Genomic DNA, 17,560 nt, shown 5'->3' with positions numbered 1-17,560 from the left:
AGGCAGGCGTTCCTCTTCAGGAGACTCCGATGTCCGTTGAGCAAGCTCCGGTGCAACGCGCCGATTTCGACCAGGTAATGGTTCCCAATTATGCACCGGCGGCTTTCATCCCCGTTCGTGGTGCGGGCTCCCGAGTCTGGGATCAGTCGGGCCGCGAGCTGATCGACTTCGCCGGCGGGATTGCCGTTAACGTTCTGGGACATGCTCATCCGGCGCTGGTCAGCGCGCTGACCGAGCAGGCTAATAAGCTGTGGCATGTGTCCAACGTGTTTACCAATGAGCCGGCCTTGCAGTTGGCCCATAAGCTGGTCGATGCCACGTTCGCTGAGCGCGCGTTCTTCTGCAACTCCGGCGCTGAAGCCAACGAGGCTGCCTTCAAGCTGGCCCGTCGCGTGGCCCATGACCGTTTCGGTCCGGACAAGCACGAGATCATTGCGACCGTTAACAGTTTCCATGGTCGTACCCTGTTCACCGTGAGCGTGGGTGGCCAGCCGAAGTATTCCGACGGTTTCGGTCCGAAGATCACCGGCATCAGCCATGTGCCATACAACGATCTGGAAGCCCTCAAGGCACAAATTTCCGACAAGACCTGCGCCGTCGTGATCGAGCCGATCCAGGGCGAGAGCGGTGTGGTCCCTGCTGACCAGGCCTACCTGGAAGGCGCGCGTGCGCTGTGCGATAAGCACAACGCGCTGCTGATCTTCGACGAAGTGCAAACCGGCGTTGGCCGTACCGGTGAATTGTTCGCCTATATGCACTACGGGGTCACACCAGACATCCTGTCCAGCGCCAAGAGCCTGGGCGGCGGTTTCCCGATCGGCGCCATGCTGACCACCGAAGCTTTGGCCAAGCACCTGACCGTCGGCACCCACGGCACCACCTACGGTGGCAACCCGCTGGCCTGCGCAGTAGCCAATGCGGTGATGGACGTGGTCAACACCCCTGAGGTGCTGGCTGGGGTCAAGGCCAAACACCAGAAATTCAAGGCTCGCCTGGAGCAGATTGGTGAGAAGTACGGGCTGTTCACCCAGGTTCGTGGCATGGGGCTGTTGATTGGCTGCGTGCTGTCCGATGCCTGGAAAGGCAAGGCCAAGGATATTTTCAACGCTGCCGAGCAAGAAGGCTTGATGGTCCTGCAGGCAGGCCCGGATGTTGTGCGTTTCGCCCCAAGCCTGGTGGTCGAAGATGCCGACATCGACGAAGGTCTGGACCGTTTCGAGCGTGCTGCAGCAAAACTGACCCAGGCTTGATTGACGCCCAGGTATGTTCATCGGTCCTTCGGGGCCGGTGAATCCGAATTCCAGAGCACGTGCCCAAGGGTACCTGCTGTTTTTTTCTGTGCTGGCGATGGCTGGCCTGTTTTCCCGAAAGGAGTGACACCATGCTGGTGATGCGCCCCGCGCAAGTGGCTGATCTAGGCGAAGTACAGCGTCTGGCAGCGGACAGCCCCATTGGTGTCACGTCCTTGCCAGATGATGCCGGTCGTTTGAGCGACAAGATTGCCGCTTCAGAGACCTCCTTCGCTGCCGAGGTCAGTTTCAACGGCGAAGAGAGCTATTTCTTTGTCCTTGAAGACAGCATTACCGGTAAGCTGGTCGGCTGCTCGGCGATTGTGGCGTCGGCGGGCTATTCCGAGCCGTTCTACAGCTTCCGTAATGAAACCTTTGTACACGCCTCGCGTGAGCTGAAGATCCACAACAAGATTCATGTGCTCTCGCAATGTCACGACCTGACAGGCAATAGCCTGCTCACCAGCTTTTATGTATTGCCGGAACTGGTCGGTACGGGCTGGTCGGAGCTCAACTCCCGTGGCCGCCTGCTGTTCATGGCCGCGCACCCGGAGCGCTTCGCCGATTCGGTGGTGACCGAAATCGTGGGCTACAGCGACGAAAACGGTGATTCGCCATTCTGGGATGCCATCGGGCGTAACTTCTTTGACCTCAACTATGCCGAGGCCGAGCGCTTGTGCGGCCTGAAAAGCCGGACCTTTCTGGCCGAGCTGATGCCGCATTACCCGATTTACGTACCGCTGCTGCCCGATGCCGCGCAAGAGGCCATGGGCCAGGTGCATCCACGTGCGCAGATCACCTTCGACATCCTGATGCGTGAAGGCTTCGAGACGGATCACTACATCGACATCTTCGATGGCGGTCCGACATTGCATGCGCGGGTCTCGAGCATCCGTTCGATAGCCCAGAGCCGGGTTGTGCCGGTCAAGCTCGATAGCACGGAGGTCAAGGGCGGGCGTCCCTATCTGGTCTGCAACGGCCAACTGCAGGACTACCGCGCCGTATTGCTGGAGCTCGATTGGGTGCCCGGCAAGCCGGTCACCTTGAGTCTTGAAGCAGCCGAAGCCCTGGGCGTCGGTGAAGGCGCCAGTGTGCGCCTGGTTGCGGTTTGACCCCTGCGGCTTGATAGCCGAGCACCCCAGATCGAGTTTCGCGGTGGCCACAGGTCGCCGCCCGAGGAGATAGCATGATCGTTCGTCCCGTATGCAGCAGCGATTTACCGGCGCTGATCGAATTGGCGCGCAGCACAGGCACTGGCCTGACTACCTTGCCGGCCAATGAGGAGCGCCTGGCGCACCGGGTCAGTTGGGCTGAGAAGACCTTCCGTGGCGAGGCTGAGCGCGGCGATGCGGACTACCTGTTCGTACTGGAAAACGACGAAGGTGAGGTTGTCGGCATTTCCGCAATTGCCGGTGCTGTCGGCTTGCGGGAGCCTTGGTACAACTACCGGGTCGGCCTGACTGTCAGCGCTTCTCAAGAACTGAACATTTATCGGGAAATCCCGACGCTGTTCCTGGCCAACGACCTGACCGGCAACTCCGAACTGTGCTCGTTGTTCTTGCGCAGTGACTATCGCACGGGCCTCAACGGTCGCCTGCTGGCCAAGGCACGCATGGTGTTTATCGCCGAGTTTGCCGAGTTGTTTGGCAACAAGATTATCGCCGAGATGCGCGGTATGTCCGATGCGCAGGGACGTTCACCATTCTGGGAGAGCCTGGGGCGCCACTTTTTCAAGATGGAATTCAGCCAGGCCGATTACCTTACCGGTGTTGGTAACAAGGCATTCATCGCCGAGTTGATGCCCAAGTTCCCGCTGTACACCTGCTTTCTTTCCGAAGACGCACGTGGCGTGATCGGTCGTGTGCACACTGACACTGAGCCGGCGCTGGCTATGCTCAAAAGCGAAGGTTTCAGTTATCAGGGGTATGTCGACATCTTCGACGCAGGCCCTGCCGTGGAGTGCGAAACCAGCAAGATCCGTGCGGTGCAGGACAGTCAGGCGCTGGTACTGGCGGTAGGGACGCCGGGCGACGATGCCACCCCTTTCCTCATTCATAACCGTAAGCGCGAAGAGTGCCGCATTACTGCGGCGCCAGCGCGCCTCGCGGCCGGCACTCTGGTGGTCGATCCATTGACCGCGAAACGCTTGCGCCTGAGTGCCGGTGACCAGGTGCGTGCCGTGCCACTGTCTGCTGCCCGGGAGGCCAAATAATGACGACTCACTTTATCGCCGGTAACTGGCAGGCAGGGCAGGGTGAAGCGCTGCAATCACTGGATCCGGTCAGCCAGAAGGTCGTCTGGGAAGGGCAGGGGGCCAGCGCCGAACAAGTCGACAGCGCCGTCAAAGCCGCTCGCAAGGCGTTCAACGGCTGGGCGTTGCAGTCGCTGGAGGCACGTATCAGTGTGCTGGAAGCGTTTGCCGCAGCACTCAAGGCCAGTGCCGATGAGTTGGCGCGCTGCATCGGTGAAGAAACCGGCAAGCCACTCTGGGAGTCCGCTACCGAAGTGACCAGCATGGTCAACAAAGTTGCGATCTCGGTGCAGAGCTACCGCGAACGTACCGGTGAAAAAAGTGGGCCGCTGGCCGATGCTACCGCCGTGCTGCGGCACAAGCCCCATGGTGTGGTGGCGGTGTTCGGCCCCTACAACTTTCCCGGTCACTTGCCTAACGGCCATATCGTTCCGGCGCTGCTGGCCGGTAATACCGTGGTGTTCAAGCCCAGTGAGCTGACCCCGAAAGTCGCCGAGTTGACGGTCAAGTGCTGGATCGAAGCCGGCCTGCCAGCGGGGGTCTTGAACCTTGTTCAGGGTGCCCGGGAAACGGGTGTCGCCCTAGCTGCCAATTCGGGTATCGACGGGTTGTTCTTCACCGGCTCCAGTCGCACCGGCAACCTGCTGCATCAACAATTCGCCGGCCGCCCGGACAAGATTCTGGCGCTGGAGATGGGCGGCAACAACCCGCTGGTGGTGGACGAGGTCAAAGACCTGGATGCTGCGGTCTACACCATTATCCAGTCGGCCTTCATCTCGGCAGGTCAGCGCTGTACCTGTGCTCGCCGTCTGCTGGTGCCGCAAGGTGCGTGGGGTGACTCGCTGATCAGGCGTCTGGTCGAGGTGTGCAAAAACATCACTGTTGGCGCTTTCGATCAACAGCCAGCGCCGTTCATGGGCTCGGTGATCTCACTCGCTGCAGCCAAGGCCCTGCTCGACGCCCAGGCGCAGTTGCTGGGCAACGGTGGTGTGTCGCTGCTGGAGATGACTCAGCCACAAGCATCGGCGGCCTTGCTGACACCGGGTATCGTCGATGTCACCGCGGTTGCAGACCGCCCTGACGAAGAGTTTTTCGGGCCGCTGCTGCAGGTGATCCGCTACAGCGACTTCGATGCGGCAATTGCCGAGGCCAACAATACCCAGTACGGCCTTGCTGCAGGTCTGCTGTCCGATTCTCACGCGCGCTACCAGTACTTCTGGCTGCAAAGCCGTGCCGGCATCGTCAACTGGAACAAACAACTGACCGGCGCCGCCAGCAGCGCGCCTTTTGGTGGCGTGGGAGCCAGCGGCAACCATCGCGCCAGTGCTTACTATGCGGCCGATTACTGCGCATACCCGGTAGCCTCGCTGGAGACCGCCAGCCTGACCCTGCCTGCCACGCTGACGCCAGGCGTCTCCCTATAACAAAAGGTCCACGGAGCCTTGCCGATGAAATCGTTTGAAGTGAACTTTGATGGTCTGGTGGGACCGACGCATAACTACGGCGGGTTGTCTTACGGTAACGTTGCCTCGCAAAGCAACAGCCAGCAGGGCTCCAACCCGCGCGAAGCTGCACTCCAGGGCCTGGCGAAGATGAAGGCGCTGATGGAAATGGGCTTCCAGCAAGGTGTTCTTGCTCCGCAGGAGCGCCCGGACGTTGCTGCCCTGCGTCGCCTGGGGTTCTCTGGTAGTGATGCAGAAGTCATCCAGCGCGCCGCGAAAGAAGCGATGCCGTTGCTGGTTGCCAGTTGCTCGGCTTCGAGCATGTGGGTCGCCAACGCCGCCACTGTAAGTCCAAGTGCCGATACGGCCGATGGTCGCGTCCATTTCACCGCTGCCAACCTCAATTGCAAATATCACCGCAGCATCGAACACCCGACCACCAGTCGTGTACTTGGGGCGATGTTCGCTGACAGCAAACATTTCGCTCACCATGCCGCGCTGCCTGCAGTGGCTCAGTTCGGTGATGAAGGTGCTGCCAACCATACTCGTTTCTGCCGCAGCTACGGCGAAGCCGGCGTGGAGTTCTTCGTCTACGGTCGCAGTGCTTTTGACAACCGCTATCCAGCACCGCAGAAATACCCGGCGCGCCAGACCCTCGAAGCATCCCAGGCGGTCGCCCGCTTGCATGGCCTGAGTGAGGACGGTGTGGTTTTCGGCCAGCAGAATCCTGCGGTTATCGATCAGGGCGTGTTCCATAATGACGTGATCGCGGTGGGCAACGGTGAGGTGCTTTTCTACCACGAAGACGCCTTCCTCGAGACCGAGGCGATGCTTGGCCAACTGCAGGCTAAACTGGCTAAACGGGGTGGCAACTTCAAGGCGATCTGCGTGCCACGCTCGGCTGTGACGGTAGAGGATGCAGTGCGTTCGTACCTGTTCAACAGTCAGCTGTTGTCCCGCGCCGACGGTTCGATGCTGCTCATCGTGCCTGAAGAATGCCGCAACAATGAGCGGGTCTGGGCTTACCTGGCGAGTTTGACCAGCCAGGCTGGTCCGGTTGGCGAGGTCAAGGTTTTCGACCTCAAGCAGAGCATGCAAAACGGCGGAGGTCCGGCTTGCCTGCGTTTGCGCGTAGCGCTGAAAGAAACTGAACTGGCAGCGGTCAATCCAGGGGTTATCATGACGCCTTCGTTGTACGACACCCTGACCCAGTGGGTCGACAAGCACTACCGCGACCGCCTGGTTGAAACCGACCTGGCGGATCCGCAGTTGTTGCTGGAGTGTCGAGCTGCGCTGGACGAACTGACCCAGATCCTGAAGCTGGGTTCGGTTTATCCGTTCCAACTCCAACCTTGATAGAGAACTCGACTATGTCCGACGCCCTGCGACTGATCCTTGAAGATGAAGATGGCACCCAGCTGGAAACTTCCTGCACCCGCTTTGCGGTGGTCTGGCAAGGCAAGGAGGTATGGATCCAGCAGGATGGCCGTGGTCAGTTGCTGATCGGCGTCGACGTCGAAGAAGACGACGAAGAGTACGCCAACCTGCTGCTGCGTCCGTTGGCTACCAACCTGGTAAGCCTGCAGCTGGAAATGGAACCGGCAGATGCCGGCGACGATGAAGATCACGTCCATGGTCCTGATTGCGGCCACCATCACTAAGGAATAGCCCATGCTCGCCCTCGGCAAACTGCTCGAACTGACCCTTGCCGGTCGTGAACCGGCAGAGAAGACCCAGCTGACTGTCGACGGCGTGCGTATGCGCTGGCTCGGAGAGGGCGCGCTTGAGGTGCGTCCCCCAGAGGCTCGTGACAATGGTATGGACCTGCTGCTCTCGGCGGGCATCCATGGCAATGAAACTGCGCCGATCGAGCTGCTCGACGATCTGCTCCACGGCATTGCCGGCGGTGAAATCAAGCCGCGGGCCAGAATTCTGTTTCTGTTTGGCAACCCCGAGGCAATCCGTAAAGGCGAGCGTTACATCGAGCAGGACGTCAATCGCCTGTTCAATGGTCGGCACGAGCTTTCCAGTGGTTCGGAAGCGCTGCGCGCTTGTGAGCTAGAGCGTTTGGCGGCGGTCTTTTTCGGTGTGCCCGAGCGTGTCCGGCTGCACTACGATCTGCACACAGCCATTCGTGGTTCGAAAATCGAGCAGTTCGCTTTGTACCCCTACAAGGACGGTCGTCAGCATTCGCGTCGCGAGTTGGCACGCTTGCGTGCAGCCGGCATGGAGGCCGTGCTGTTGCAGAGCAAGGCTTCAGTGACCTTTACCGCATACACCTATGAGCAGCTGGGTGCAGAAGCCTTTACCCTGGAACTCGGCAAAGCGCGTCCCTTTGGGCAGAACGAGCAGGTCAACCTCGACCGACTGGAAACTCGCCTCAAGCAAATCATCGAAGGCAACGAGCCTGAAGCGCCAGAAGCACTGGATGGCTTGCAATTGTTCAGCGTAGCGCGCGAAATCATCAAGCACAGTGACAGCTTCCACCTGCACCTGCCGGCGGATATCGAGAACTTCTCGGAACTGTCCAAGGGCTACTTGCTGGCCGAAGACTTGGCCAATACGCGCTGGATTGTGGAGGAGGAGGGCGCTCGCATCATCTTCCCCAACCCCAAGGTCAAGAATGGATTGCGCGCGGGGATTCTAGTGGTGCCGACTACGCCCGATCAGTTGGCCTGAGTAAAACCCTGTCGGTTCTCAGTTGGCCAAGGTAGAAGCGTTGCTCCCACCTCGGCCACTGCCAATCAACCTACGCGTTTTTGCGGCGCTTCGATGCGACGTACAGCGCGCAGCTTCTGCAGGGTGTCGGCGCAGGTCTTCGCTGCCTCGGCGCCTTTGACCAGGAAGTGCTCGAAGTAGAAGTTCTGATGCTCATCGCCTGCGTGAAAGTGATGCGGGGTGAGTACCGCGGAAAACACCGGTACTTCAGTTTCCAGTTGCACCTGCATCAGGCCGCTGATCACCGCCTGGGCCACGAATTCATGGCGATACAGACCTCCATCGACGACCAGACCAGCGGCAACGATGCCGGCATAGCGGCCGGTACGCGCCAGCAGTTTGGCGTGCAGGGGAATTTCGAAGGCGCCACCGACTTCAAAAAAGTCGATGTCACTGGCCTGATAGCCCAAAACGAGCATTTCCTCGACGAACGCTTTGCGTGCCTGATCGACAATATCCTTGTGCCAGCAGGCTTGGATAAACGCGATCCGCTCGTGGGAAGGGTTTTTGCTATCAATTGCGGTAGGTTGCATTGAAACGGACTCCTGTTTGTATGAGAAACAGGGCATCTGGATCGAAAGGGACTTCGCCACGCAGGTGCGCAGCGACAGGCACGGCGGTGCCTATCCCGTTCTCTCTTCATCCGGACTATGACCGTCGGCCCCGGAATCACACCGGGTCTGCTGACCTTGCAGGCAAACCTGCAAGCGCTCGCGGGCTATGCGCATTGCGCGCAATTACCGCCGGTGGGGAATTGCACCCCGCCCTGAGAACGTTGCCACCGGTCGTCGGCGGCAGCGAATTATTAGCACATTCGCCGCTTGAACGTATAGGCTGCTAACGATTTTTTTGTCGGATGAATGCCATTTCATCGAGGAAACCGTTGCAAGCAGTCCAATTGACGGTTTCTATAGCATAAACACACTGCACCCAGGCCTAAGGCCCGATATAATGCGGCCCTTTGCCGTCGTTTCGTCAATTTGACGCAGGCCGCCGTTTCCGTGGAAGAACCTATGAAAAGCGCAGAAATCCGTGAAGCCTTCCTTCGCTTCTTCGAAGAGCAGGGACACACCCGAGTTGCCTCCAGCTCCTTGATTCCGGGCAACGACCCGACCCTGCTGTTCACCAACGCGGGGATGAACCAGTTCAAGGATTGCTTCCTTGGCCAGGAAAAGCGCGCCTATACCCGCGCGACCAGCAGCCAGAAGTGTGTGCGCGCGGGCGGCAAGAACAGCGACCTGGAAAACGTCGGCTACACCGCGCGTCACCATACGTTCTTCGAAATGCTGGGTAACTTCAGCTTCGGTGACTACTTCAAAAAAGACGCAATCACCTATGCCTGGACCTTCCTGACCAAGGTGCTTGGCCTGCCAGAGGAAAAACTCTGGGTGACCGTGTATGCCAGCGACGATGAGGCATACGACATCTGGACCAAGGAAATTGGTGTGCCAGTCGAGCGCATGGTGCGCATTGGCGACAACAAAGGCGCACCGTACGCGTCCGATAACTTCTGGACCATGGGTGATACCGGCCCGTGCGGTCCTTGCACCGAGATCTTCTACGACCACGGCGCGGACATCTGGGGTGGCCCGCCTGGCTCGCCGGAAGAAGACGGTGACCGCTACATCGAGATCTGGAACAACGTATTCATGCAGTTCAACCGTACTGCCGATGGCGTACTGCACCCGCTGCCAGCACCTTCGGTAGATACCGGTATGGGCCTGGAGCGTATCAGTGCGGTGATGCAGCACGTGCACTCGAACTATGAAATCGACTTGTTCCGCAGTCTGCTCGATGCTTCTGCTGCTGCCATTGGCTGCAAGAACGAAGAACAGTCGTCGCTCAAGGTAGTCTCCGACCACATTCGCTCCTGCGGTTTCCTGATCGCCGATGGCGTGCTGCCATCGAACGAAGGACGTGGCTACGTGCTGCGTCGCATCATTCGCCGCGCTTGCCGTCACGGTAACAAGCTGGGTGCCACCGGCAGCTTCTTCTACAAGATCGTTGCAGCCCTGGCGACCGAAATGGGCGAAGCTTTCCCGGAGCTCAAGCAGCAGCAAGCCAACATCGAGCGTGTGCTCAAGGCTGAAGAAGAGCAGTTCGCCAAGACCCTGGAGCAGGGCCTGAAAATCCTCGAGCAGGACCTGGCCGAACTCAAGGGCAACGTGGTACCGGGTGATGTGGTGTTCAAACTCTACGACACCTACGGTTTCCCGATGGACCTGACTGCCGACATCGCGCGTGAGCGCGAGCTGACCATCGACGAAGAAGGTTTCGAGCGGGAAATGGAAGCGCAGCGTGAGCGCGCGCGTTCCGCCAGCGCCTTCGGCCTGGACTACAACACCCTGGTCAAAGTCGACGTACCGACCGAGTTCATTGGCTATAGCGCCACTGAAGGCGAGGCGAACATCGTTGCTATTTATAAGGACGGCAAAGTCGTCGAGCAACTGGGTGAAGGCGAGCAGGGCGTTGTGATCCTCGATCGCACGCCGTTCTATGCCGAGTCCGGCGGCCAGGTGGGAGACACCGGCTACCTGCAGGCTGGCAACATGCGCTTCGATGTGCGCGACACCACCAAGACGGGTGGTGCATTCCTGCATCATGGCCAGGTAGCCAGCGGTACGCTGGTGGTCGGCTCCAGGGTCCAGGCCACGGTCGATGCCGATGTGCAGCACGCCACCTCGCTGAACCACTCCGCTACTCACTTGCTGCATGCGGCGCTGCGCCAGGTGCTGGGTGATCATGTACAGCAGAAAGGCTCGCTGGTTGATAGCCAGCGCCTGCGTTTTGACTTCAGCCACTTCGAGGCCGTCAAGCCAGAGCAGCTCAAGGCCCTGGAAGACATCGTCAACCGCGAAGTGCGCAAGAACTCCGAGGTGCAAACCGAAGAGACCGATATCGACACCGCCAAACAGAAGGGCGCCATGGCGCTGTTCGGTGAGAAGTATGGCGATAGCGTGCGTGTACTGAGCATGGGTGGCGACTTCTCCGTCGAGCTGTGTGGCGGTATCCATGCCAAGCGCACCGGCGATATCGGCCTGCTCAAGATCATCAGCGAAGGGGGTGTTGCTTCCGGTGTGCGCCGTATCGAAGCGGTCACTGGCGAAGCCGCACTGGCTTACCTCAATGCTGCCGAAGAGCAACTCAAGGAAGCTGCGCAACTGGTCAAGGGCAGTCGCGACAATTTGATCGACAAGCTCTCGGCAGTGCTGGAGCGCAACCGTCAGTTGGAAAAACAACTGGAGCAACTGCAGGCCAAGGCTGCCAGTGCTGCGGGCGACGACCTGTCCAATACGGCTGTCGATGTCAAGGGCGTCAAGGTCCTGGCCGCGCGCCTGGATGGTCAGGACGGCAAGGCGCTGCTGGCGCTGGTCGATCAACTGAAGAACAAACTCGGCCGCGCAGTGATCCTGCTCGGCAGTGTCCATGAGGAAAAGGTTGTACTGGTTGCAGGCGTGACCAAAGACCTGACTGGCCAACTCAAAGCCGGTGATTTGATGAAGCAAGCCGCTGCCGCCGTGGGCGGCAAGGGTGGCGGTCGTCCAGATATGGCGCAAGGCGGTGGCGTTGACACCGCAGCGCTGGACAGCGCGCTGGCCCTGACCGTGCCATTCGTGGAGCAGGGCGTTTAAGGCACTGTTCGGCCCGTCGTCTAGTGGCGGGCCGCTGTGTCGTTTGAATGTTTATTGGGTGCCCTTCATGGGCTGAGGCGGCTTTGAAATGGCGTTGATCGTACAGAAATTTGGCGGCACTTCGGTCGGCACGGTCGAGCGAATCGAACAGGTTGCCGACAAGGTCAAGAAATTCCGCGAGGCCGGCGATGACCTGGTGGTCGTGTTGTCGGCGATGAGTGGCGAAACCAATCGCCTGATCGACTTGGCCAAGCAGATCAGCGATCAGCCAGTTCCACGTGAACTGGATGTGATCGTCTCCACTGGCGAGCAGGTAACAATTGCCCTGCTGGCCATGGCATTGATGAAGCGTGGGGTTCCTGCGGTGTCATACACCGGTAACCAGGTACGCATTCTCACCGATAGCGCGCACAACAAGGCGCGCATCCTGCAGATCGACGATCAAAAAATCCGTGGTGACCTCAAGGCCGGCAAGGTGGTTGTGGTTGCAGGATTCCAGGGCGTCGACGAGCAAGGCAACATCACCACCCTCGGGCGCGGCGGTTCCGACACCACCGGTGTAGCCCTGGCGGCAGCACTGAAGGCTGACGAGTGCCAGATCTACACCGATGTAGATGGGGTCTACACCACTGATCCACGTGTGGTGTCCCAGGCTCAGCGCCTGGACAAGATTACCTTCGAAGAGATGCTGGAGATGGCCAGCCTCGGTTCCAAGGTGCTGCAGATCCGTGCCGTCGAGTTCGCCGGCAAGTACAGCGTTCCGCTGCGCGTACTGCACAGCTTCCAGGAGGGTCCGGGTACCCTCATTACTATTGATGAAGAGGAATCCATGGAACAGCCGATCATTTCCGGCATCGCCTTCAATCGCGATGAGGCCAAGCTGACCATTCGCGGCGTACCGGATACCCCGGGCGTTGCTTTCAAGATCCTCGGCCCAATCAGTGCCGCGAACATCGAAGTCGACATGATCGTGCAGAACGTTTCGCACGATAACACCACCGACTTCACCTTCACCGTGCATCGCAATGACTACGACAAGGCGCACAAGGTTCTGGCAACTACTGCCCAGGAGCTCAACGCACGTGAAGTTGTAGGTGATACCAACATTGCCAAGGTTTCGATCGTGGGTGTCGGCATGCGCTCCCACGCAGGTGTCGCTAGCCGTATGTTCGAAGCACTGGCTAAAGAAAGCATCAACATCCAGATGATCTCTACCTCGGAGATCAAAGTCTCGGTGGTGATCGAAGAGAAGTACCTGGAACTGGCGGTGCGCGCGCTGCACACCGCATTCGAACTGGACGCCCCCGCCCGACAGGGTGAGTAAGGCAATGCCTCAAGGGCGCGGCTTAGCCGCGCCCTTCGCGTTTCTGGCGGGTGTGAGAAATCTGTTGTTTTGCTCGCACTGGTCAATACTTAGGCGTAGGTCGTTGGCCGTCACGGGCTAAAGGCTCAAGCCCTTTTTTGCAGACTGTTATCCCTGAACTGAACTTCGTGAGGAGAAAGATATGCTGATTCTGACTCGTCGGTGCGCCGAGAGCCTAATCATTGGCGACGGCGAAATCACCGTGACCGTGCTCGGCGTCAAAGGAAACCAGGTACGAATCGGTGTGAATGCGCCTAAAGAAGTGGCCGTTCACCGCGAGGAAATCTACCTGCGGATCAAGAAAGAGAAGGACGAAGAACCAAGCCATTAATTTTTATCGATTTTTTTTCAAAAAAGAGTTTGCAAACGGGGAAGGCTCTGGTTATTATACGCCCCGTGTTGCGGAGAGGTGGCCGAGTGGCCGAAGGCGCTCCCCTGCTAAGGGAGTATACCTCACAAGGGTATCGGGGGTTCGAATCCCCCCTTCTCCGCCATTATTCATGTAGGACGCTGTAATCAGCCTGAATCGCGTAAGTCGTTGAAATTAAACGAAAAAGTGGTTGGCAAAAAGATTTAGCGGCCTATAATGCGCGGTAACAAATGCACTCATAGCTCAGCTGGATAGAGTACTCGGCTACGAACCGAGCGGTCGGAGGTTCGAATCCTCCTGAGTGCACCATACGACGAAGCGGTTTCTTCTAGAAAGTTGCTTCAGCTGCAACCAGAGGTGATCTGGTCCATCAAGCGCCAACCCTGCACTCATAGCTCAGCTGGATAGAGTACTCGGCTACGAACCGAGCGGTCGGAGGTTCGAATCCTCCTGAGTGCACCATACGACGAAGCAGTTTTCTTCTAGAAAGTTGCTTCAGCTGCAACCAGAGGTGATCTGGTCTATCAAGCGCCAACCCTGCACTCATAGCTCAGCTGGATAGAGTACTCGGCTACGAACCGAGCGGTCGGAGGTTCGAATCCTCCTGAGTGCACCATACAACAGAAAGCCCGCCTTCTTAGGCGGGCTTTTTGCTTTTCCGTGTCCTATCTTTTTATTGCTGACATGTGTTTTTTTTATCTTGGTTACCGTCGCACTGATAGATGCGCAGGTTGTCTGAGCTATGTCTCGCAAACGATTGTTCTAACCGCGATTTTTTCAGCCCCCTGACAGGTCAAGCGGTGTATGATTGCGCCCGTCAGCCCCGCCGGGGCTTGTGGAATACCACCATGGACTTACCCAGTAGTTACTCAATAGCAAGTTTTGCCAATCAAGATCTGACTGATTGATTCTCCCGGCGTGCTCCGCTGCTGGGAGTGGAGTTCGCCTATGACTGAAATCGAAGCAAAAAAGACGCAAGAGAGCTTGCAGGATCGCCTGGCCCAGGTGGTCGAACTGCTGCAGCGTCAACGCGTGGTCGAAGACCTGACCCATCGGCAGGAAGGTCATCACCACGACCTGGTAGAAAACCTCGTTCACCGCCAGAACCTCGTCGAGCTGCAGCGTAAGCTCGATGACCTGCACTCTGCTGACGTCGCTTATATTCTTGAAGCCCTGCCGCTGGACGATCGTCTGACTGTCTGGCAGTTGGTCAAGGCCGAGCGCGACGGCGACATTCTGCTGGAAGTATCCGACTCTGTTCGAGAAACACTGATCGCCGACATGGACGATCATGAGTTGCTCGCAGCCGCCAAGGAGATGGACGCCGACGAACTGGCTGACCTGGCGCCCGAGTTGCCGCGTGACGTCGTCCATGAGCTGATGGAAACCCTTGATGGCCAGCAGCGTGAGCGCGTCCGCTCTGCGCTGAGCTACGACGAGGAGCAGGTCGGTGCGCTGATGGACTTCGAGATGGTGACCATCCGCGAAGATGTCAGTCTCGAAGTGGTGTTGCGTTATTTGCGTCGGCTCAAGGAGCTGCCAGGGCATACCGATAAACTGTTCGTGGTCGATTACGACGGCATTCTCAAGGGTGTGCTGCCGATCAAGCGTCTACTGGTCAACGACCCGGACAAGAAAGTCGCCGAGGTCATGGCCGACGACCCGGTGGTGTTCCACCCGGAGGAGGATGCCTACGACGCGGCTCAGGCCTTCGAGCGTTACGACCTGGTATCTGCACCGGTAGTGGACAAGAATGGTCGCCTGATCGGCCGTTTGACCATCGACGAGATGGTCGACCTGATCCGTGAGGAAAGTGAGACCGAAGTTCTGAACATGGCCGGTCTGCGCGAAGAAGAAGATATCTTCGCTTCGGTCTGGCGTTCGTTGCGCAACCGTTGGGCGTGGCTGGCGATCAACCTGATCACTGCTTTCGTGGCATCGCGCGTGATCGGCCTGTTCGAAGGTTCGATCGAGAAGCTGGTGGCCTTGGCGGCACTCATGCCCATCGTTGCCGGCATTGGGGGCAACTCCGGCAACCAGACCATCACCATGATCGTGCGGGCCATGGCGCTCGACCAGGTCAGCCCCGGCAATACCACGCGCCTGATGCGCAAAGAGCTTGCGGTCGGCTTGATCAATGGCTTGGTGTGGGGTGGTGTAATCGGTGTGGTGGCTTACCTGCTGTACGGCAGTTGGTCACTGGGTGTCGTGATGACTGCAGCAATGACACTCAACCTGTTGCTTGCGGCATTGATGGGGGTCTTGATTCCAATGACCCTGGCGCGCCTTGGTCGTGACCCGGCCATGGGGGCCAGCGTGATGATCACAGCAATGACCGACAGTGGCGGCTTCTTCATCTTCCTGGGGCTGGCTACTATCTTCCTGCTCTAGTTAGGGCAAATCGCAGCCACAAAAAAGCCAGCTTACGCTGGCTTTTTCAATTGCGTTGGCGATCTTCAGGAGGCGTCTGCAGCCATCTCGACATCGTGGGCAATCAGCGCCACCAGAGCGTTCTGCTGGCGATGGGAAAGTTGACGGAAGCGTTGCAGCAGCTCGCGCTCGTGCAGTGACAGTTCTGGGCTGTCCAGGCGCATGCTCAGTTCATCACCCAAAGCTCCTTCCTGGATCAGGCTCTGTTCCAGGCGGGCGATGATTTCAGAGTTCATGCTGCGGTGGTGGTGGCGCGCTACCTCGGCAATGCGCTCACGCATTCCGTCGGGGAGGCGGACGACGAACTTGTCAGCGGTGCGGCTTGAGTAAACAGCCTGTTTCATTGGGCGCATATAATTGACCGGTTTTAGTTCAGGGGAAGCGGTTCTCGAAATTGGCCGCACGATCACAGTACGACCATCACGGTGACAAAATGTTCAACCTGAATTGTGAATGAGGGTTGGATCATGCCTCATTGTCGCCGGTTCCTTGGCGTCAATTCTGTGACAAATATTGAACCGGATAAAGGCTTTTTGCCAGTACCAATTATCAGAAATGAGCACTGGTTTGAAAAGCTAACATTTTTCCATATTGCAGCCCGTCGGTAGATAGAGCAAAACCGTGTAGGTAACAGGCGAAAAAGCGTGTGGAAAGCGTCTAAAATGCGCAAGCTTTCTTACCAATGAGCATAGTGGCTATGCAGCATGACGCAAGCGCCGAACCCCGTACAGCCTTCTCTGGGGCTTTGATTTATTTGATGGGGCCTTCGGGGGTCGGCAAAGACTCCTTGATCGATGCGGCCCGGGCAAAATTGCTCGAGCGCAACGTTTTCATCGCGCGCAGGGTAATAACCCGTTCCCCTGAAGCCAAGGGCGAGGATGCCATCAGTGTTTCCCTCGAACGCTTCGAGCAAATGTGCGCGGCGGGTGAGTTTGCGTTGAGCTGGCGAGCCAACGGCCTTGCGTATGGCATTTCCAAGGACATCGATAGCGAGTTGCAGCAGGGGCGTACAGTGCTGGTAAACGGTTCACGCGCGCACCTGGGCGAGGCGCGCAAGCGTTACCCTGGTTTGCTCGCGATACTGCTGACCGTTAATCCCCAAGTGCTGCGCCAACGCTTGTTGGGCCGCGGACGGGAGAGCGTGGAAGATATCGAACAGCGCTTGGCGCGCAGCCAGCAGCTGCAATTGGCCGATCAAACTGTATGCGTACTGGACAATTCTGGCCAGCTTGAGGACACCGTCGCGCAGTTAATGGCGTTGTTGCGTGAGCGCGGAGTGCTCAGCGGGCGATAAAGGTCAAAAACTCAGTCGTTCGCCGACAGCCATGACAGGCAGGCCGTTTTTCTGCTGTGAAACGGTGGCGGTAGTTGCAGGGTCACCGAAGACTGCCAATTTTGCAGCCATCGCCGGGGCCCGAGGCATGGACGAAACCGTCGAGGCCTGCGGTTGCAGGACCAAACCTATCAAGGCGACCAATGCCAGGGCGTTGAGCAGAAGCAGTGTGCGGTTCATCTGGCAGACTCCACTGGGGTGAGAGGCGGTTGCCGGGCCTATTTTTTATAGAGAAGAAACTGCACACCACATGCCAGTGTTGTTTTGGATTATTTTCCTTAAAATTCAATGTCTTACATATGTTTTTGTTTGGCGCTTTCATGCAATCTGCAATAAGGGCCTACTGCCTTGTTGCAAAATGCCCGATTCTTTCCACGAAGAGAGCAAAGACCATTGGCAAAAAGCCCCACGGATGACATGACAAACGCCGGCCTGCTGGTTAACATGCACGCCGTCCTTTGTCGCGCAGCGCTCGTTGCCGGCTCTATGTCTCAGTAGCTCAATTGGATAGAGCATCCCCCTCCTAAGGGGAAGGTTGGCAGTTCGAACCTGCCCTGGGACACCATATTTTTCCTATTCCAACGCCACCGCCTAGCGGCCTCAGTGATACACGAAGGGCAAGCCCGCTCGATCTTCGATCTGCGCTCATGGCCTGTACCACAGTGCCGTCTTTTTCCCCTCTAGCTCTTCGAGAGTGAGGGGTTGATGGTTTCAAGCGATCACAAGCAGGCC

The 17,560-nt window shown here is 58.2% G+C and carries 15 protein-coding genes, 5 tRNA genes and 1 riboswitch; of the genes, 17 read left to right on the top strand and 3 right to left on the bottom strand.

The genetic code is table 11. The annotated features are described in order from the left end of the window. Nucleotides 1–29 precede the first annotated feature (29 nt). The 7 genes from D3Z90_RS19555 to astE all read left to right on the top strand — a co-directional run bounded on the left by D3Z90_RS19555 (nt 30) and on the right by astE (nt 7,661). Nucleotides 30–1,250, top strand: a complete 1,221-nt coding sequence (locus D3Z90_RS19555; protein WP_136477574.1) for an aspartate aminotransferase family protein — start codon at nt 30–32, stop codon at nt 1,248–1,250. A gap of 131 nt (nt 1,251–1,381) precedes the next feature. Then, nucleotides 1,382–2,401 (top strand): arginine/ornithine succinyltransferase subunit alpha, encoded by a 1,020-nt coding sequence (gene aruF / locus D3Z90_RS19550; protein WP_136477573.1) that lies wholly within the window; start codon nt 1,382–1,384, stop codon nt 2,399–2,401. A gap of 74 nt (nt 2,402–2,475) precedes the next feature. Beyond that, nucleotides 2,476–3,501: an arginine N-succinyltransferase gene (gene astA / locus D3Z90_RS19545; RefSeq protein WP_136477572.1), complete on the top strand. Its 1,026-nt coding sequence runs from the start codon at nt 2,476–2,478 to the stop codon at nt 3,499–3,501. Further along, nucleotides 3,498–4,964: a succinylglutamate-semialdehyde dehydrogenase gene (gene astD / locus D3Z90_RS19540; protein ID WP_178084221.1), complete on the top strand. Its 1,467-nt coding sequence runs from the start codon at nt 3,498–3,500 to the stop codon at nt 4,962–4,964. The genes astA and astD overlap by 4 nt, the downstream gene beginning before the upstream one ends. 24 nt (nt 4,965–4,988) lie before the next feature. Next, nucleotides 4,989–6,338 carry an N-succinylarginine dihydrolase gene (gene astB, locus D3Z90_RS19535; RefSeq protein WP_136477570.1) on the top strand — a complete coding sequence of 450 codons (1,350 nt, stop codon included), beginning with the start codon at nt 4,989–4,991 and terminating at the stop codon, nt 6,336–6,338. 14 nt (nt 6,339–6,352) lie between these two features. Beyond that, nucleotides 6,353–6,643: a topoisomerase II gene (locus D3Z90_RS19530; protein WP_136477569.1), complete on the top strand. Its 291-nt coding sequence runs from the start codon at nt 6,353–6,355 to the stop codon at nt 6,641–6,643. A 10-nt stretch (nt 6,644–6,653) separates the two neighbouring features. Continuing rightward, a complete protein-coding gene (gene astE / locus D3Z90_RS19525) occupies nt 6,654–7,661 on the top strand; it encodes a succinylglutamate desuccinylase (protein ID WP_136477568.1) in 1,008 nt (335 codons plus the stop codon). Between the two features lie 65 nt (nt 7,662–7,726). Here the strand turns inward: astE and D3Z90_RS19520 are convergent, their stop codons facing one another. Beyond that, nucleotides 7,727–8,233: a 6,7-dimethyl-8-ribityllumazine synthase gene (locus D3Z90_RS19520; RefSeq protein ID WP_136477567.1), complete on the bottom strand. Its 507-nt coding sequence runs from the start codon at nt 8,231–8,233 to the stop codon at nt 7,727–7,729. A 93-nt stretch (nt 8,234–8,326) separates the two neighbouring features. Continuing rightward, nucleotides 8,327–8,478, bottom strand: a riboswitch (FMN riboswitch). 235 nt (nt 8,479–8,713) lie between these two features. On the opposite strand from D3Z90_RS19520, the gene alaS reads away from it, so the two are divergent. From alaS to mgtE, 8 genes are all read left to right on the top strand, one after another. Then, nucleotides 8,714–11,332 (top strand): alanine--tRNA ligase, encoded by a 2,619-nt coding sequence (gene alaS, locus D3Z90_RS19515; RefSeq protein WP_136477566.1) that lies wholly within the window; start codon nt 8,714–8,716, stop codon nt 11,330–11,332. A gap of 88 nt (nt 11,333–11,420) precedes the next feature. Continuing rightward, on the top strand, nt 11,421–12,656 hold the full coding sequence (locus tag D3Z90_RS19510; RefSeq protein ID WP_136477565.1) for an aspartate kinase: 1,236 nt from the start codon (nt 11,421–11,423) through the stop codon (nt 12,654–12,656). A gap of 181 nt (nt 12,657–12,837) precedes the next feature. Further along, nucleotides 12,838–13,026, top strand: a complete 189-nt coding sequence (gene csrA / locus D3Z90_RS19505; protein ID WP_002554426.1) for a carbon storage regulator CsrA — start codon at nt 12,838–12,840, stop codon at nt 13,024–13,026. 72 nt (nt 13,027–13,098) lie between these two features. Further along, nucleotides 13,099–13,189, top strand: a tRNA-Ser gene (locus D3Z90_RS19500). A gap of 108 nt (nt 13,190–13,297) precedes the next feature. Beyond that, nucleotides 13,298–13,374 (top strand) — tRNA-Arg (locus D3Z90_RS19495). 76 nt (nt 13,375–13,450) lie between these two features. Beyond that, a tRNA-Arg gene (locus D3Z90_RS19490) sits at nt 13,451–13,527 on the top strand. A gap of 77 nt (nt 13,528–13,604) precedes the next feature. Then, nucleotides 13,605–13,681, top strand: a tRNA-Arg gene (locus tag D3Z90_RS19485). 332 nt (nt 13,682–14,013) lie between these two features. Further along, entirely contained in the window at nt 14,014–15,456 is a 1,443-nt protein-coding gene (gene mgtE / locus D3Z90_RS19480) for a magnesium transporter (protein WP_136477564.1), read from the top strand. Nucleotides 15,457–15,521: 65 nt separating this feature from the next. Here the strand turns inward: mgtE and D3Z90_RS19475 are convergent, their stop codons facing one another. After that, nucleotides 15,522–15,848 carry an Arc family DNA-binding protein gene (locus tag D3Z90_RS19475; RefSeq protein WP_038616878.1) on the bottom strand — a complete coding sequence of 109 codons (327 nt, stop codon included), beginning with the start codon at nt 15,846–15,848 and terminating at the stop codon, nt 15,522–15,524. Nucleotides 15,849–16,192: 344 nt separating this feature from the next. Here D3Z90_RS19475 and phnN point away from each other — a divergent pair, with 344 nt between their 5' ends. After that, complete coding sequence (gene phnN, locus D3Z90_RS19470) at nt 16,193–16,789, top strand: phosphonate metabolism protein/1,5-bisphosphokinase (PRPP-forming) PhnN (RefSeq protein WP_136477563.1); 597 nt, start codon at nt 16,193–16,195, stop codon at nt 16,787–16,789. A gap of 3 nt (nt 16,790–16,792) precedes the next feature. Here the strand turns inward: phnN and D3Z90_RS19465 are convergent, their stop codons facing one another. After that, entirely contained in the window at nt 16,793–17,008 is a 216-nt protein-coding gene (locus D3Z90_RS19465) for a hypothetical protein (protein ID WP_136477562.1), read from the bottom strand. A 308-nt stretch (nt 17,009–17,316) separates the two neighbouring features. Between D3Z90_RS19465 and D3Z90_RS19460 the strand changes: the two genes are divergently transcribed. After that, nucleotides 17,317–17,393 (top strand) — tRNA-Arg (locus D3Z90_RS19460). The last annotated feature ends 167 nt before the right edge of the window (nt 17,394–17,560 follow it).

The sequence above is a fragment of the Pseudomonas sp. DG56-2 genome (assembly GCF_004803755.1).
In the GTDB taxonomy this organism is placed as follows: domain Bacteria; phylum Pseudomonadota; class Gammaproteobacteria; order Pseudomonadales; family Pseudomonadaceae; genus Aquipseudomonas; species Aquipseudomonas auratipiscis.
This window is presented reverse-complemented; position numbering and strand designations above follow the sequence as displayed.

Bases quoted from the DNA above. Each gene is read 5' to 3' on its own strand.
- phnN (WP_136477563.1), top strand. From the start codon at position 16,193: ATGCAGCATGACGCAAGCGCCGAACCCCGTACAGCCTTCTCTGGGGCT.
- D3Z90_RS19465 (WP_136477562.1), bottom strand. From the start codon at position 17,008: ATGAACCGCACACTGCTTCTGCTCAACGCCCTGGCATTGGTCGCCTTG.
- D3Z90_RS19555 (WP_136477574.1), top strand. From the start codon at position 30: ATGTCCGTTGAGCAAGCTCCGGTGCAACGCGCCGATTTCGACCAGGTA.
- astA (WP_136477572.1), top strand. From the start codon at position 2,476: ATGATCGTTCGTCCCGTATGCAGCAGCGATTTACCGGCGCTGATCGAA.
- alaS (WP_136477566.1), top strand. From the start codon at position 8,714: ATGAAAAGCGCAGAAATCCGTGAAGCCTTCCTTCGCTTCTTCGAAGAG.
- D3Z90_RS19520 (WP_136477567.1), bottom strand. From the start codon at position 8,233: ATGCAACCTACCGCAATTGATAGCAAAAACCCTTCCCACGAGCGGATC.
- D3Z90_RS19475 (WP_038616878.1), bottom strand. From the start codon at position 15,848: ATGCGCCCAATGAAACAGGCTGTTTACTCAAGCCGCACCGCTGACAAG.
- astB (WP_136477570.1), top strand. From the start codon at position 4,989: ATGAAATCGTTTGAAGTGAACTTTGATGGTCTGGTGGGACCGACGCAT.
- astE (WP_136477568.1), top strand. From the start codon at position 6,654: ATGCTCGCCCTCGGCAAACTGCTCGAACTGACCCTTGCCGGTCGTGAA.
- aruF (WP_136477573.1), top strand. From the start codon at position 1,382: ATGCTGGTGATGCGCCCCGCGCAAGTGGCTGATCTAGGCGAAGTACAG.
- D3Z90_RS19510 (WP_136477565.1), top strand. From the start codon at position 11,421: ATGGCGTTGATCGTACAGAAATTTGGCGGCACTTCGGTCGGCACGGTC.
- D3Z90_RS19530 (WP_136477569.1), top strand. From the start codon at position 6,353: ATGTCCGACGCCCTGCGACTGATCCTTGAAGATGAAGATGGCACCCAG.
- mgtE (WP_136477564.1), top strand. From the start codon at position 14,014: ATGACTGAAATCGAAGCAAAAAAGACGCAAGAGAGCTTGCAGGATCGC.
- csrA (WP_002554426.1), top strand. From the start codon at position 12,838: ATGCTGATTCTGACTCGTCGGTGCGCCGAGAGCCTAATCATTGGCGAC.